This is a genomic window from Aquirhabdus sp., from assembly GCF_046462495.1.
Classification (GTDB): Bacteria; Pseudomonadota; Gammaproteobacteria; order Pseudomonadales; family Moraxellaceae; genus Aquirhabdus.
Genome location: NZ_JBKGVE010000001.1, coordinates 24,261 through 41,032, shown reverse-complemented (window position 1 = coordinate 41,032; position 16,772 = coordinate 24,261). Strand labels below are relative to the sequence as shown.

General features: G+C 45.6%; 12 protein-coding genes, 4 tRNA genes and 1 pseudogene. 3 read left to right on the top strand and 14 right to left on the bottom strand.

The features are described 5' to 3' along the window. From ACLHG7_RS00180 to ssb, 12 genes are all read right to left on the bottom strand, one after another. Window positions 1–141: GTP-binding protein (locus ACLHG7_RS00180; RefSeq protein WP_410209084.1), on the bottom strand; the 141-nt coding region annotated here is incomplete at its 3' end. Between the two features lie 220 nt (window positions 142–361). Beyond that, window positions 362–436 (bottom strand) — tRNA-Thr (locus tag ACLHG7_RS00175). Between the two features lie 111 nt (window positions 437–547). Continuing rightward, window positions 548–623: transfer RNA gene (locus ACLHG7_RS00170), tRNA-Gly, on the bottom strand. A 41-nt stretch (window positions 624–664) separates the two neighbouring features. Further along, a tRNA-Tyr gene (locus tag ACLHG7_RS00165) sits at window positions 665–748 on the bottom strand. Window positions 749–859: 111 nt separating this feature from the next. Beyond that, window positions 860–935: transfer RNA gene (locus ACLHG7_RS00160), tRNA-Thr, on the bottom strand. An 85-nt stretch (window positions 936–1,020) separates the two neighbouring features. Further along, window positions 1,021–2,538, bottom strand: a complete 1,518-nt coding sequence (gene trpE, locus ACLHG7_RS00155; RefSeq protein WP_410209083.1) for an anthranilate synthase component I — start codon at window positions 2,536–2,538, stop codon at window positions 1,021–1,023. A gap of 183 nt (window positions 2,539–2,721) precedes the next feature. Continuing rightward, a complete protein-coding gene (locus ACLHG7_RS00150; protein WP_410209082.1) occupies window positions 2,722–3,408 on the bottom strand; it encodes a phosphoglycolate phosphatase in 687 nt (228 codons plus the stop codon). Between the two features lie 60 nt (window positions 3,409–3,468). After that, complete coding sequence (gene gspD / locus ACLHG7_RS00145) at window positions 3,469–5,733, bottom strand: type II secretion system secretin GspD (RefSeq protein ID WP_410209081.1); 2,265 nt, start codon at window positions 5,731–5,733, stop codon at window positions 3,469–3,471. Between the two features lie 77 nt (window positions 5,734–5,810). After that, on the bottom strand, window positions 5,811–6,701 hold the full coding sequence (locus ACLHG7_RS00140) for a type II secretion system protein N (protein ID WP_410209080.1): 891 nt from the start codon (window positions 6,699–6,701) through the stop codon (window positions 5,811–5,813). Then, entirely contained in the window at window positions 6,698–7,483 is a 786-nt protein-coding gene (gspN, locus tag ACLHG7_RS00135) for a type II secretion system protein N (protein ID WP_410209079.1), read from the bottom strand. Before gspN ends, ACLHG7_RS00140 begins: the two co-directional genes overlap by 4 nt. A 265-nt stretch (window positions 7,484–7,748) precedes the next feature. Continuing rightward, a complete protein-coding gene (locus ACLHG7_RS00130; protein WP_114899487.1) occupies window positions 7,749–8,084 on the bottom strand; it encodes an H-NS family nucleoid-associated regulatory protein in 336 nt (111 codons plus the stop codon). 889 nt (window positions 8,085–8,973) lie between these two features. Then, window positions 8,974–9,450 carry a single-stranded DNA-binding protein gene (gene ssb / locus ACLHG7_RS00125; RefSeq protein WP_410209078.1) on the bottom strand — a complete coding sequence of 159 codons (477 nt, stop codon included), beginning with the start codon at window positions 9,448–9,450 and terminating at the stop codon, window positions 8,974–8,976. Between the two features lie 477 nt (window positions 9,451–9,927). On the opposite strand from ssb, the gene uvrA reads away from it, so the two are divergent. The 3 genes and pseudogenes from uvrA to ACLHG7_RS00110 all read left to right on the top strand — a co-directional run bounded on the left by uvrA (window position 9,928) and on the right by ACLHG7_RS00110 (window position 15,123). Further along, window positions 9,928–12,762 (top strand): excinuclease ABC subunit UvrA, encoded by a 2,835-nt coding sequence (gene uvrA / locus ACLHG7_RS00120; protein ID WP_410209077.1) that lies wholly within the window; start codon window positions 9,928–9,930, stop codon window positions 12,760–12,762. A 146-nt stretch (window positions 12,763–12,908) separates the two neighbouring features. Further along, window positions 12,909–13,627: pseudogene (locus ACLHG7_RS00115) on the top strand (MgtC/SapB family protein). Between the two features lie 128 nt (window positions 13,628–13,755). Then, entirely contained in the window at window positions 13,756–15,123 is a 1,368-nt protein-coding gene (locus tag ACLHG7_RS00110) for a glycerophosphodiester phosphodiesterase family protein (RefSeq protein ID WP_410209076.1), read from the top strand. A gap of 90 nt (window positions 15,124–15,213) precedes the next feature. On the opposite strand, the gene ACLHG7_RS00105 is transcribed toward ACLHG7_RS00110, so the two are convergent. Next, window positions 15,214–15,615 carry a hypothetical protein gene (locus ACLHG7_RS00105; protein ID WP_410209075.1) on the bottom strand — a complete coding sequence of 134 codons (402 nt, stop codon included), beginning with the start codon at window positions 15,613–15,615 and terminating at the stop codon, window positions 15,214–15,216. A gap of 5 nt (window positions 15,616–15,620) precedes the next feature. Next, window positions 15,621–16,658: an AraC family transcriptional regulator gene (locus tag ACLHG7_RS00100; protein WP_410209074.1), complete on the bottom strand. Its 1,038-nt coding sequence runs from the start codon at window positions 16,656–16,658 to the stop codon at window positions 15,621–15,623. Between the last annotated feature and the right edge of the window lie 114 nt (window positions 16,659–16,772).

Genomic DNA, 16,772 nt, shown 5'->3' with positions numbered 1-16,772 from the left:
CAATGCTTTGACGTCACCGCCGTAAGCTTTTGCACAGTTCAAGCTGATTGCAGCAGTCAGTGTGGTTTTACCATGGTCAACGTGACCGATGGTGCCGACGTTAACGTGCGGCTTGTTACGTTCAAACTTGGCCTTGGCCATGAGAGTCTCCCTCGTTCACGTCGGATGTCAACTATCCGGCTTATTTAGAAAATTCGTTGCAATACTGGCATGATTGCCAACTGCAATTTACCACCCAACAAACATCAAATCTCAATCTAACAACACAAATCTTTCACACAAAACAATAAGCAGGCACTAGGCCTGCCCGTTACAACAATATTCAACAAACTCACTATTTATCAGTACGACCAACAAATAATGGAGCTCTTATCCAGATTTGAACTGGAGACCTCTCCCTTACCAAGGGAGTGCTCTACCACTGAGCTATAAGAGCGCAACTGCTAAATGCGACAAAACAGCTATTATGCAGCAGAACACTAAATCTATTAATACAGCAGATCCAGATCAACAAACCGCAAACAACCTAATCACAAATCTACAAATATGGAGCGGGAGACGAGGGTCGAACTCGCGACATTCAGCTTGGAAGGCTGACGCTCTACCAACTGAGCTACTCCCGCACAACTGGCAACTTACATCTAAAACAATCTACATCTAAATATGGTGGTGAGGGAAGGATTCGAACCTTCGAAGCTTTCGCGTCAGAGTTACAGTCTGATCCCTTTGACCGCTCGGGAACCTCACCTACATCAAACCCACATTACCAGCACTTGCTTATCCATTTAAAACTTCAAACAAGCCCTGAATAACATCAGTTTATTTCACATCAACATCATCATCAAACATGTCTTAAATATGGTGCCGGCACCAAGAATCGAACTCGGGACCTACTGATTACAAGTCAGTTGCTCTACCAGCTGAGCTATACCGGCTAAAAGTACACATCAATAACTGCATCGAAGCGGCGTGCATTGTAGCAGAGAGTTTTAATCTTACAACCCCGTTTTTTCAAAAAAACTAAAAAACCAGTCCGTTTGCCGATAATTCAACCGCTCTGATCACGGCTTGAGCTTTAATAAGCGTTTCATTCCATTCACTAACTGGAATTGAGTCCGCAACCACCCCCGCACCGGCCTGCACATGAACTTGCCCACCAGTGATGACCGCAGTACGAATTGCGATGGCGGTATCCATCTCACCATGCCATCCTAAATAGCCCACTGCCCCGCCGAATACACCGCGTTTTACCGGTTCCAATTCATCAATGATCTCCATTGCACGAATCTTCGGTGCTCCAGACAAGGTTCCCGCAGGAAAGGTGGCTTTAAACACATCTAAAGCATCCAGCTCTGGACGCACCTTCCCTTCCACATTCGACACGATATGCATCACATGTGAATACTTCTCAATGCTCATCCGCTCGGTGACCTTCACTTGCCCAATTTGACTCACACGGCCCACATCATTCCGACCCAAATCAATCAGCATCAAATGCTCAGCGATCTCTTTGCCATCCGCCAATAGATTCGCTTCAAGATCGGCTTCTTCCTCAGGGGTTTTACCTCGAGGTCTCGTTCCTGCAAGCGGACGCACTGTCACAATTCCATTTTCCAGACGCGTCAAGATTTCTGGTGAAGAGCCCACTAATTGAAAAGGCTTTGCAGCACTCTTGGTGTCAGGCAAAGTAACACCATCCACCAAGAACATATAAGGCGACGGATTCAAATGCCGTAACGCGCGATACACAGATAACGCATCACCATCAAAGTCGCTGGTCATGCGCTGACTCGGTACAACCTGCATGACATCGCCAGCTTTGATATATTCCTGTATCCGCGCGACATCCTGCTTGAATTTTTCATCGCCCGTATGCGATACAAAAACAGGAGCGGTATGTGGCTTTGCTTTAAGATCAAGTGGTGCAGCCAGTAGCGTCTCCAATGTCTCTAATCGTGCAATAGCATTTTGATAGGCATCGGGCTCGCTACTGTCGGCATGGGTGATCAATGACAAGGTATCGCGTAAGCTATCAAACACAATCACCGTATCTGAAACCATCAACCAGATATCTGGTAGATTGATCGGATCCTGTGCCGGCACATTCTTCAATCGTGGCTCGATATAGCGCACAGAATCATAAGCAAAATAGCCCACCAGACCACCGGTAAAATTCGGCAGTGCGGGCGTCTCGCTCGCCGGTGGCAAATTAAAACTGGCTTGAAACTTGCGTATATACGCAAAAGGATCCCGACACTCCGTAACCTCAAGCGCTTGATGAGGTTTTTGAATACGCATTTCGCCTTGGCGATATTGCAAGGTTGTACCACTACCTAAACCAATGATGGAATAGCGGCCCCAACGCTCCCCGCCCTGTACAGACTCAAATAAGTACCGGGCGGTTTGATCGTCGCCGTTGGCGCGCAAACGTGCAAAAACCGATACAGGGGTATCTGTATCAGCTAAGCGTTGGTGAAATACGGGAATATGGCGATAACCAGCTGCAACCAGCCGTTGAAACTCGGAAAGGCTCATCATTTTTAATTCAACTCAAATCAGGGGTTTGAAAAAATCAACGCAAGGTCGCGCTATAAGAACTCATTAGGCATGAGCAAATGATTAGCGACGCCAGCGAAATCCGCCTGTTGAAAGAATCATGATGTCCTCTAATACAATACTGTTAGTCAATGGTGCGGTCATTTTTTGAAATCAAAACTAAATCTATAACAATTCTGCCAATGAATCAAGCAACAAATCAGGCTCACTGGCGGCAATGGGTTCGCCATGATTATACCCATAGCTGACAGCAATACTGCGGATCGATGCAGCACGTGCAGACTCCACATCATTGCGTGAATCGCCAATCATGAGTGCATGTTCAGGTTTTAAACCATAATGAGATAACGCATGCAATAAAGGCGCTGGATGGGGTTTGCGATGCTCCAAACTATCACCGCCCAGGACCAAAGAAAAATACTCGAGTAGATTTAGCGCTTTGAGTAGCTTTAAAGCGGGTTGATAAGGCTTATTGGTAATACAAGCGACATGAATTTTATGCTGCTGGCACCAGATCAGGAACTCACGGACACCTGCATACACTGTACTGTCCACACAAACATCTGCCTGATAATGCTTCATAAAGGAAGCCAGTAGCTCCTCATGACGTTCTGGTGCAATACCGCGATACTCACGGACACATTGAATCAGGCGACCTGCCCCACGCCCGACCCAGAGCCGCACCTGAACATTGGTTACTGGATCAACGCCAATATCATAAAGTGCAAAGTTCACAGCGCGTAAAATATCAGCGGCAGAATCAACTAGCGTTCCATCCAGATCAAAAAAGATCGCTTGGATATGGTCAAAGCTTGCTACAGATACCCCTTTTTCCACGGTGGATTGTGACATTGAAACTCTCCCTCTTGGATGATCATTTCCATCTCACACTTCGCAAATCAGCCCGCTTGATCAGGGCTGAGTTGGTGTCGGCGGTGTCTTCTCCGGCAAAGCTGCAGGGGTCACCGGGACAGTACTGGATGGCTTTGTATTCTGTGATTCATTCGGAACGACAGCAGCAGGCTTATCTCGTCCTAAATTATTATTCAACGCTGCCCTAAATGACGGAGTAATGTTGGTCACAGCGCTGGCATAAATGTCATTCACGTTTGCGGGTAAACGTGTGAATTGCCCTTTAGGATCCAGTTGTAACTGTAAAATTCTGGTTCGTTCATAGCGATCTTGACTAATCGCTTCCACATTACTGCCGTCCCTAAGAATGGTCGGTTGTAAGAAAATCAGCAAGTTATTTTTTGTGGTTGAATTAGCTTTAGAACGAAACAAACCGCCGATCAACGGCAAGCGACCTAATCCCGGCACCATATCCATCTGTTGGGTATTGTCGTCCTGCATCATGCCACCGAGTACAATGGTTTGCCCATCATCAGCCAATACCGTTGTTTTCACCGAACGCTTATTAGTCACAAGATCAGAGGTTGTGGCACCAATTGAGCTGGCTGCTGCGATTGAAGAGACTTCTTGCTCAACATCTAAGCGAATTGTGCCACCCTCGCCAATATGTGGAGTGACCTTCAGCGTGGTACCAACATCCTTCCGCTCAATCGAGTTAAAAGGGGCAACACCCGCCGTCGTACTCGCTTGCGTTCCGGTGATAAAGGGAACGTTCTGTCCCACGACCATCTCTGCTTTCACATTATCCAGCGCCATCACAGAAGGGACCGAAATCAGATTGTTACTGGTCGTGGAATTAAGAGCATTTAACACAGCGCCATAAAAACTGGTTTCGCCTTTGCTATTTGTTCTGCTGGTCCCCAAACCAACCAAGGCTCCCGCTGGGTTAATACCGGTATACGTCTTACTTGCAATAGCCGTTGCAATATTAGCCAAACTCGTTCCGGTTCCTGCTGTACTGAAGTTCACCAATCCCACGCCACTTGATGCATTCCCTAGCGCCCATTGCACGCCTAGCTGTTGCGCGTTCGTTCCGGATACCTCAACAATGGCTGCTTGAATCAAAACCTGCGCACGGCGAACATCAAGTTGCTCAATGGTGCTAGAAATCTCCCGCATCATCGATGGATCTGCTTTCACTACAATTGAATTCAGTTCTTCATTGGCGATAATACTGACACCATTGGCCGAGAACACACTGGATTGTGCAGTACTATTCGACCCAGAACCGCTCGACCCTGTTGAACCGGTTGTCGATCCTGTTGGACTGGTACTACTACTCCCCAGACTACTCGTCGAACTTCCTGAGTAGTTTGAACCCGAAGAGCCGGAGCTGCTGCGGCTGCCATTACTGCTTCCAGACACTATCCCCTGCAGGATATCCGCCATGGATTTTGCGCTGGCATTTTTCAAACGAAAGACACGGAGACCGCCTAAGCGATCACTGGCGACATCCAGTTGGGCGACCATATTCTTGATGCGATTACGTGCTTTCTCATTACCCTTGACCAACAAGCGATTATTTTTACTGTCGGCAATTAAACGTAAACGTGATCCGCGAGGATCCTTAGAAGGGGATGTTGAAGTCAATGCTTCGATCTGACCGACAATATCATCCACACTGGTTTCTTTCAGTTGAATGATATCCATCTGATCATCTGCACCCCCATCTAGGCTTCTCACCAACTCAGCCAACTGATCAATACTTTGTGCACGATCAGACACGATTAAAGCATTGGTTCCCGGTACGGCCGCCAGATGAGCAAACTGCGATAGCAATGGGCGTAAAGCCGGAACCAGATCATTGGGATTGGTGTTATCCAGCCAAATCACTCGCGTCACAACGCCATCCCCACGTGCTTTATTTCTAAAGTCGAAAGGCACGCCCGATTGCTTTGCATTGACGTCCGGAACCAGCTTAATGGTGTTTCCTGAAGGAATAGCCACTACACCATTAACGTTCAGCACCCCTTCAAAGAGCTCATAAACCTGCTGCTTATTGAGTTCTTTATTGGAAATCACGGTCACATTGCCTTTGACACGAGGATCAACTGCAAAGTTCTTGCCGGTAATGTCTGCAACCTCAGACACAAACGCATTGATATCGGCATTAAGTAAATTAATCTTCCAAGTCTGACCGAAAGCGGGAAAAGCCAGTGATGTCAGCAATGGAACCGCAAGCCAAAACAGCGGGCGATGAGTAAGGTGTTGCTTTGGCTTCATATCGTGTGAATCCATGACTGTAGGGGTTGTTGGCTTGTTCATATTACTTATCTAAAACTCTAAAATTCTATAGATTTAAAACGATTTCACTCATTTCGCTCATAAAACAAAATCAATCATTAAAAACTTTGTTGAATCGTTAATGTCTGATCGCCACGCTGAATTTGCACTTGCGCTGAATGGCTCTGCTGAACCTGCTGCACCAATTGTGCATCAGTCGCAGGATTACCAACAGGTTGTCCATTGACCGAGATAATTTTATCCCCGGTACGCAGACCCAATTGCGAGCGGATATTTGCAGGCACATTATTCGTCACCTCATACCCTTTCCCTGCACCCGAGGCAACCAGACCCATCTGACCAATATAGCCATTTGGATTTTCTTTCAACTGGCGCACCGCATCGCCAAGCGCAGCCTGTGCTTGCTGGGCAGGATTCATCGCCGCACGAGGTGGAACAACTGCTGGCGGAGGGGCAACTGCAACAATCCCTTGATTGGGCTGCACAGGGTCATTACTGATTCCCGAAGCATTGGCATCACCAAACTTGAGCTGTTGCATCGAGCCATCACTCAACTGCAGTGATACCACATTCCAACTAACCGCAGCGAGCTGATAATTCGTGCCATCAATTTGCTGCCCAACACGATAGCGAGTTGAGACATTATTGACATTAATCACCGCAGCAGATTGGCTGGCTGGCTGCGCTACAAATACGCCCTCTAAATGCATAGGGACATTGGACTGCACATCGGTGCTGACACTATTTTCTGCAAACAATTTAAAACCAATGATATTTGGGATATTGGCAGATGCATTCCCACCCAATGCAACCATACGCGCCACAGGTGCCGTTGGAGGATTGAGCATAAGCCAGAATAAACTGGCCAATTGCCAACATAACCAGCCCACCAAGATAAACAATATCCACGGAGCAATCGAATCAGTTTTTGTAAGATCAAATCGGGGACGCGTAAAAGATGGGCGATGTTTGACAAAGCGTTTGATCATTGTGCTGCCCCTAGTGCTGCTAAAGGCTGCCGTGTTGAAATCACTGCCGTATCCAATCCTGCTTGTCCATGATAGCCCGCAACATTGAGCAATAGGCGCTGTGTGAGTTGCACATCCAGCATCATGTCTTTTTGAGTAGCGCTGTTTGTCGACAAATACAAATCACCCATCCGCTCTTTCTGTCCATTGGTCATTGCAAGATGCAGACGATCGTGATCATCGTTTAATACACCGCGTAGCGGGGGTAAAGTGGCGCGTTCGGTATGACCTTCATAAGGATAGCCAATGAGCCCACCACCCCAGTTAAGCTCACCCTGAACCGATGAGAACCCTTTCATATCTTGTTGAACAAAGGCGATGTCTTTAAAAATAACTGGACTTGCTGGCCATTGCCACGGCATCAAGGCTTGCAACGTATCAGACTCAATTCGTCCACTGAGCCCATCGACTTGCAAACGTTTCGAGCTGCGGGTCAATATGCCATGAAGATGCGTATCGCCTGTTTTAATATCGACATCTGCACTCAGGCGTAACAACAGAAACATCCACGGGCGCACTTGCCAGGACACAACGCCCTGTACATTTTGATAATGCCAATCCCCTTGGCCACGCCAGATGTTTCCGCTCACATTATCAAGATAAGGGTTATTCGGTAATGCTCGCGCTAAAATCCATGCTGCAGGTAATTGCAGCATGATAAAAAATGACAACAACACTGCCGCCAGAATCCACCAACGCCAGCTCGGCCTATTTTTCTTCCCTATTTGCGCAACTCGAGTCACAAACCACTCATCCAATATGAATTCAAAATAATCCCTGATTATGCGCAATAATTATGACAAACAAAATCCCTGCGACAGGAAGATTTGCCTATCAGTTGCCGATCAACACTAAACTACAACAGCAAATCGCTCATTAAAACAACAAATCGATCCATTTAGAACGGTAACCATATCCTTATCTCATTTTTTTATAAACCTACAGGTAAAAAAACACCCGAAAGATCGGGCGTTTTTTTTCAGACATCACAGGATAAAATCAGGACGTTTAGATCAAGAAGTCTTCTTTCTTGGCACCTGCATTAATTTTTGCCGCAAGCCAACGTGGCGGTTTGCCGCGGCCAGTCCATGCTTCTGCAGGATTCTGTGGGTTGCGATAACGTGCCTCTACTGGCTTACGCACAGTTGACGTACGGCGTGATCCACGGGTACGACCCGCTTCAACTAACTCATCCAGCGTCATATTTAAACTTGCTGCAATTGCTTCAATTTGTGCATAACCATTTTTAATGGCATCAACCTGCTTCACCTCAACCAAGCTTTTGGCCTGATTAATGACACGCTCAAGTTCCGCAACCGATAATTGACTTAAATCAGTACTCATAACATCTCCCCTTCACTTAAAACAGCCAATAAAGTCATTTGATTTTTTTGATCTACTTGTTTAATTATAGCGAATATATATAGAGACCAAAAAACTCCGCTAAGACATAATATCAAAAGGCTAAAAATAAATCTATATTATAATTTTCATTTATACACACATCAGACAAAACCTCTTATTTGCACTTTAAATTAAGGAGACTATCTCCACAATTTAACTCTCTCAGCAGCACCAGACATGAATCAAATCGATTAACACCTCATTACTGACTTAAAATCTTCTGATCTGATTTACATCATATAGGTTAGCTGTTTCTTGATTTTTTAAAGTTCACATATGCAATACAAGCAGACAACCTGTAATAGCAGCATTAAGACTACGAGAATCATTAAATTGATAACTGTATAAGTTAGTTTAGTTAATGATCTTTTAACATTAAGATTATCTTAATTTATTTTTATTAATACAGACCGGTCTGTCTATTAATTTCGACAACTTCATCACAATTAAACAAAACAAATAACACAACTAAATATGAGATTTAATGTCGATCACGATTAACCGGTACAAGAATGTCGATTAGAGTACTGACCAACTTTAATGCAGGCATAGACACTGATGTTGAGTTGAAAAATAGAGAGATGGAAAGTCTTATATCTTAGGAAATACCTATTGCTATATAAAACGACCGCTAGCCAAGATGGCAAAGAGAGTAAGCACTCTGTAATACACAACGACGTAGAAAACGATATCTCTACTCAAAAAAACAGCCCTCTCTAATCTTTGTCGTTTAGAGAAGGCTGTTTGGTTTTATATGCTTCTAACTATCTATTGCTTCCAAAGGCACACAGATACAACGTTTAGATAAACGATAACCGTCTTATCGATATCAAAACGGCAAATCATCATCTAAATCACCTGCAGAATAGCTACTTTGTGCAGGTGCATTATTTGAAGAAGGTTTAGCTTGATTATTTTGCGGTGCTGCCGCATAGGGCTCGTAATCATTCTGACCACTAGAATTGCTTTGCCCCTTGCTGTCGAGCATTTGCATAGAGTCACCACGCACTTCTGTTGAATAACGCTCTACGCCTTCTTTATCGGTCCATTTACGGGTCCGTAAGCTACCTTCAATATAAACTTTACTGCCTTTTTTGAGGTATTGCTGAGCCACTTCACCCAAACGATTATTCAAGACAATACGGTGCCATTCCGTTTCTTCACGAGGTTCACCCGTATTTTTATCTTTCCAGCTTTCACTGGTCGCAATCGAAAACTGCGTAACGGAACCACCACTTGGAAATGTTTTGGTCTCCGGATCTCGACCGAGTGTACCGACTAAAATAACCTTATTAACGCCGCGCATAGTTTTTCCCTTAATCCTAAGTCTTCACTTTTTGAATCGCTAAACTGTAAACCAGTTGCTTCAAAAATACCACTTCTAATCAACTCGGGATGAGTGATTTAAAATCCGCAAGCACCTGCTATCGCATTGTCCCGTATGGATATCGGCCTGTTTCATCATTTTTTGCCTGTCGTCTAAAATTTGACATCCCAGCGACAAGGACTTGAGTCGTAATGCCTCATCACAATCCTACTCCTTCACAGAATCATCGATAGGATATAAAATTATTTACAATTTAAGATAATGAATACTTAAGAAATCCCTTATCAATGATCACATCTATTCACGTAATGTTATGCACATTGCGGTCGTTTTGAGTCACAATTGGGATATCCAAAATCAATGATGTTTTTTGCTGGGTTGATTTGAACAAATGGATCAAAACTGATCTTTTGAACGTTCAAGTCTCCAAGCTCCGCTTTTTCCGAGTAATCGATAATGAGTCAAAGTTATATCCGCATTCGCGGCGCCCGCACGCATAATCTGAAGAACATTTCTCTTGATATTCCACGTGATAAATTCGTCGTCATTACAGGATTGTCGGGCTCTGGGAAATCATCACTTGCTTTTGACACTCTCTATGCCGAAGGTCAACGGCGCTATGTTGAAAGCCTTTCTGCTTATGCTCGCCAGTTCCTATCGCAAATGGATAAGCCGGAAGTGGATAGCATTGAAGGGCTGTCACCTGCCATTGCAATCGAGCAGAAATCGACGAGCCATAATCCACGCTCAACGGTAGGCACCATCACCGAAATTTACGACTATCTGCGCTTACTATATGCACGTGTTGGCACGCCTTACTGCCCAGAACACAACCTGCCGATGGTCGCCCAAACCGTCAGTCAAATGGTTGATACCGTCAAAGCCATGCCAGAAGGCACTGCGCTGATGCTGATGGCTCCTGTCGTTCGTGATCGTAAAGGTGAACATGCGCTATTGTTTGAACAACTCCGCGCACAAGGCTTCGTACGCGCACGCGTGGACGGTGTTCTGATCGACTTAGATGATGTTACCGATCTTGATAAAAAGAAAAAACATACGATTGAAGTGGTAATCGATCGTTTTAAAGTGCGCGATGACTTAGGCAATCGCTTAGCAGAATCCTTTGAAACGACACTGCGTCTAGGCGATGGTTTGGCACTGCTTAGCTGGATGGATGAAAATCAGCCGGATCAAACGTTCTCTGCCCGTCATAGCTGCCCTGTCTGTGATCGTGCAGTTGGCGATCTCGAACCCCGTTTATTCTCATTTAATAATCCCGCAGGTGCATGCCCCGTCTGTGATGGCTTAGGTCACCGTAGTCACTTTGCCGCAGAAAAACTGATTAACAACGCTGAATTGTCCATGAACCAAGGCGCTATACGCGGCTGGGATAAACAGCGTCCGTATTACTTCAGAATGCTCAATACCGTCGCAGAGCACTATCAGATTGATATGGATGCGGCATGGCAAACCCTTGATGAAAAACAACATGCCATTATCTTGACTGGTTCGGGGCGGGATAAAATCGACTTTCACTACACCGATGAACGGGGTCGTAGTCAAAAGCGCACCATGGTCTTTGAAGGTGTACTCCCCTACCTTGAACGCCGTTATAAAGAAACTGAAAGTAATCTGGTCCGTGATGAATTGGCGCAATACTTATCGAATGCACCTTGTGATGTTTGCCATGGCTCTCGCCTGAACGAAATAGCGCGTCATGTCAAAGTTGCCGATGTCACTTTGCCCGAAATCGTACAGAAGTCGATTGGTGCCGCTGAACAATACTATCAAGGCTTAGAACTATCTGGTGCCAAAGGTGAGATCGCGGATAAGATTTTTAAAGAGATTCGCGAACGCTTGCAATTTCTGGTCAGTGTTGGACTCAACTATTTAAGTTTGGCACGCTCAGCCGACACTCTCTCAGGTGGCGAAGCACAGCGCATTCGCCTCGCTTCGCAAATTGGCGCGGGTCTCATGGGCGTGATGTATGTCCTTGACGAACCCTCGATTGGACTCCATCAACGCGATAATGATCGACTACTTGGCACCTTAGTGCGCCTGCGTGATTTGGGGAATACCGTGCTGGTTGTTGAGCATGATGAAGATGCTATCCGAGCAGCAGATCATGTGATTGATATTGGTCCCGGCGCAGGGGTTCATGGTGGACAGATCATTGCTGAAGGGACAATGGCAGATATCGTCGCCAACGAAAACTCACTGACAGGGCAATATCTCTCAGGCAAGAAAAAAATTGCCGTTCCCAAAGTCCGCAATAAACCCGATCCTGAGAAAATGCTGACCCTGACTGGCGCAACAGGTCATAACTTGCAAGATGTGACCTTAAGGCTACCGATAGGTCTCATGACTTGTGTCACCGGCGTATCGGGCTCAGGCAAATCGACACTGATCAATCGCACTTTGCTGCCGCTGGCATCCACTCAGTTGAATGGTGCAACAACCCTCACCGCAGAAAAACACATATCCATGGATGGTCTGCAATATCTCGACAAAGTCGTGGATATTGATCAAAGTCCGATTGGACGTACACCACGCAGTAACCCCGCAACTTATACGGGTTTATTCACCCCCATTCGTGAATTACTAGCGCAGACGCCTGAATCCAAAGCACGAGGCTATATGCCTGGACGCTTTTCCTTCAATGTTAAAGGCGGACGCTGTGAGGCTTGTGAGGGCGATGGCGTTCTGAAAGTTGCGATGCATTTCTTGCCTGATATGTATGTGCCTTGCGATGTCTGTCATGGCAAACGCTATAACCGAGAGACGTTGGAAGTCGCCTATAAGGGCCGCAATATCAGTGATATCCTCGATATGACAGTTGAAGATGCTGCAGTGTTCTTTGATGCGATTCCAACGATCTCGCGTAAGCTGGAAACACTCATTCAAGTGGGCTTGGGTTATATCCGCCTGGGGCAAGCGGCAACCACGCTCTCAGGTGGTGAAGCACAACGTGTCAAACTGGCCCGTGAACTGGCTAAACGCGATACGGGGCAGACCTTGTATATTCTGGATGAGCCGACCACAGGTCTGCACTTCCATGATATTGCCAAGTTACTTGAGATCCTGCATCACCTGCGCGACAAAGGGAATACGATCGTGGTGATTGAGCATAATCTTGACGTGGTCAAAACCGCCGATTGGATTGTGGACTTAGGTCCTGAAGGCGGTTCCGGTGGCGGCGAAATCATCGCTGAAGGAACGCCTGAACAAGTGGCAAAAGTTAAACGTTCTTTCACTGGGCAGTTTCTAGGTCCGCTGTTAAAACAAGCTTAACGTTTGGCTCGTCATCAGTACGACATACAAGATAAGTTATCTTCATTTCTTATCTTGTATTCGTAAGATAACTCAAATCGATGATTTGATAGCAAAATAATCTGCTCGTCAACATCACTAACACCGAGTAAAAAGGGAGAGCTCACATGCTGCAAGCGTGGCAAAATCTAAATTCTGCAGATTCCCTTGATTCTTTTATCAGCCTGACCACCGCATTCATACTGGGTTCAGTTATTGGTTTTGAACGTCAGTATCGTCAGCGCACGGCCGGCCTGCGAACCAATGCACTGGTTGCCGTCGCTGCGGCTTCATTTGTTGATCTGGCATCGCACTTAAACGGCAATACCGGTGCAACTCAAGTCACGGCCTATGTCGTCTCGGGCGTCGGCTTCTTGGGTGCTGGCACGATTATGAAGGAGGGCTTGAATGTCCGTGGGCTCATACAGCAGCAACGCTGTGGGGATCTGCGGCAGTGGGGGCTTGTGCTGGGGCGGATTTGATTGTCAATGCTTTACTCGCCGCAATCTTTGTTCTTGCCGCCAATACCTTGCTGCGCCCCGTAGTCAACACCATCAACCGTACACCGATCAATGATGAAACCAGTGAAGTCACTTATCAACTTCATGTGATTGTTGAAAACGATGAACAAAAACATGCCATGGTCACACTGGAACATCTGCTGGATCACGCCGAGTACCCTTTAGCTCATCTGGATGTCGAATCCTTTAATGAACATGAAGTGGAAATCACGGCCACTCTGCTTTCTACTTCCGCAAAATCTGAAGTCCTTGATCGGATTACCGCACGTTTGGTTGAAAAGCCGTATGTGAAGCAGGCCTTTTGGAACCCCAGTACGACAGAGTAGATCAGCTTTTATCGAATGGTAGGAGGCTGATGATCAAACGGTAGGAAACTTAAGCCTCTTTTCACGGAACTGACACGTTCACACGCTAGATTCAAGCCTTATCAATTTCTTGATCTGGAATAAAGCGCATGCGCCCATCAATACTGCACAGTCGTTTAAAAATCATCATGGTCACAAGTCTGGTTGCCTCGCTAGCAGCTTGTGGTAATAAAGATGATGCACAAGATGCCGCCCTCCCTACTCTTGGAGGCCAGACCCCACTCATCATTAGCCATCGCGGTCTACCTGGACTCTACCCAGAAGAAACCAGTATTGCCTACGAGAAAGCTGCGGATGCAGGTGGTGACGCCCTTGAAACCGATCTTCATCTAACCAAAGACTGTGTGTTGGTTGCGCGTCATAACCCGTGGCTCAGCGACAATACCAATATTGCAGACATCGCCAAGACCAATCCTGTTGTTGCTGCACGTAAACGTACCGTCCCGGGCGTCTTGGTCAATGTGACCTATCCTGCGATTCCTGCAAATGGTCCTGCACAATACTTAAGCGACCTCACCGATCCAAAAGATCCAAAATCCGTATTGAAATCCTTAATCGTAGATGGCGAAGATCATACCAATGATTGGTCAATTACCGACTTCACCATGGCGGAACTCACACAGTGGATTGGTGGCACCACATACGATGCCCGAGACCAACGCCCTAGCGACCTTAATGGCAAATATCCACCGATCAGCTTTCAAAATCTAATCGACATTGCCAAAGCCAAGAGCCAAGCACTCGGACGAACCATTTCGATCTATCCAGAAAGCAAAAACCCATACTGGAATAATGCACAGGCGATTGCTAACGGTTGCGATAGCAAAGGCACGAAACATCCTTTTGAAGATGCCATTTTAAAAGCAATTACAGACAATAACTTAAATAGCAAAGATGCAGCAATCTATGTGCAAAGCTTTGACCCAGCCAGCTTAAAATACCTGCGCAGTATTGGCCTTAAAACCAAAGCGGTACAGCTGATTGATGGCAATAGCGTGAACTATCAAACCGGTGAAGTGAACTTCATTACCAATGACTCGGATACCTTTGTCAGTGCCCGTCCATATAGCTGGACGATCAATGGTGACGCGCGAACCTTTGCGGCCATGTTCACCCCGTCAGGTCTTGCTGAAATAAAAACCTATGCCGACGGCATTGGTCCTTGGAAACCTGAATTGATGAAGTGGACCGTATCTCCATGGAAAGAAGGTAGTACCTTGGCTGATGTGAATACTTTGACCTCTACTGGCGTCATTGAAAATGCGCACCAAGCGGGTCTGTTTGTTCACAGTTTCACCTTCCGCAATGAAGCCAAGTATCTGGCAGGCGTATTTAAAGGTGATCCAATCGCTGAATATCAGGTTTACTTTAAAGCAGGTATAGATGGTGTCTTTACTGACTTCACCAATACTGGCGTTGCCGCACGTGCCGCTTACTTGAAGTCGGTTGGACGCTAAACCTCTCTCAACAAAAAAATCCCCGATGCTGGAGCGGCATCGGGGATTTTTTGCTATAGCATAAAAATATATGAGATACAGAAACGAACTTTAACTGCGCCGAATGGTCCGTAAAATGCCCAAGTGTCGACGACGCGAGCGAACTATAGACGTCGGTTTGTTCAGCACTTGAGCCAGTTTTAAAATCGTAAAATCCTGATGATCTAGTAAGAACTGATCATCGGACTCCGTCCAATTCTCTCCAATCATTTTTTGCTTAATGATTTCTTCAAATTGAAAAGCTTCTTGTGCATCAAAGAAACGAATCTCACGCAGTTTATTAATTTCATCCACATTGAAATCAGTACGGGCAAATTGCATGGCGAGCCATGGGCCAAGTACAGAGTCGGGTAAGACCTTTAACTGACCATGCTTTTTGAAATGATCCACTGCGATTTGGTAATAATCATCCCAAGTGTCGAAGTCATCGTTCGAATTTCCTTGATCCATCATTGGACTCACCCCTCAATAATATGTCGACGGTAAGCACTCGGTTGCTTATTGGTCCATCGCTTAAATGCCTTACGAAAACTCGCACTATCACTAAAATTCAGTTTGATCGCAATTTCACTGTGTGTTAAATCCGTTTCAATGAGATATTTAATCGCTAGATACTTCCGCACATCCGTTAAAATTTTCCGATATGACGTTCCTGCAAACCCAAGCTTTCTTCTTAGCGTACGTGGATGCATAGCCAAGCTTGCAGCGATTTCATCGATATCGGGAAAATGCTCAGTCTGTGCAATCAATAATTTACGGATATGCGCCTCAATACCAATATCTGCATAAATTTTAACGAGCTCATTATTACAATAATCTATAACAATCTGCTTGGTAATCGGATTAGCGGTAATTAATACCCTATCTAAATATTCAGCACTCATACTGAGTGTATTGACTGGTTGGTTGAATAAAACTGGACAACCAAAAACCTGATGGTATAAAGCCACATGTGCAGGCTCATCGTAAGTTAACGTCACCTGTTTAAGTGCGATATCAGACCCGTATGCAATCCGTAAGATCGATAACAATGTGCTGAGATGAAACTCTATCGAAAACAAATGCTCACGGTCTTGTTTGTTAAAGTCGAGTATTGCTCTAAATATCCAAATTGCAAGGTGGTCAACCTCACTAAACTCAACCTCAGCAAGGGGTCCAAGTAACAACTGATATTTGCATCCAAACTTGATTGCATCACGATAAGATTCGCTACAGAGCAACCCAAATCCCCACATGCCAAAATCGGTGATCTGCACAGATAAACCCGCGTGAAAAGCGGCAGAAGGATCTAGAGATTTTGTTGCATGATGGATGAAACGTTGTAACTGTTTATAGGTCACTCTTGGTGCAGGGCTGATTAAGTCTCTCTCATCAATACCACAAACCCTGAGCACCTCCTGAGTATCGACCCCAAGTTGGGCAAGCTCATTCATAAGGATGACTGTGATAAATGACGGATAAAATATACTTTTGAGGTCAGTAGCGGTGCTCGTCATTTTATTCCTTAATTATTGATGATCTTCGCTTTGTTTATCGATATGGCGTTCCTATGAAACCAAAAAATAATTTACCGACAATTACTATGACTGGTTTGAAGAGTCTCAAATAGG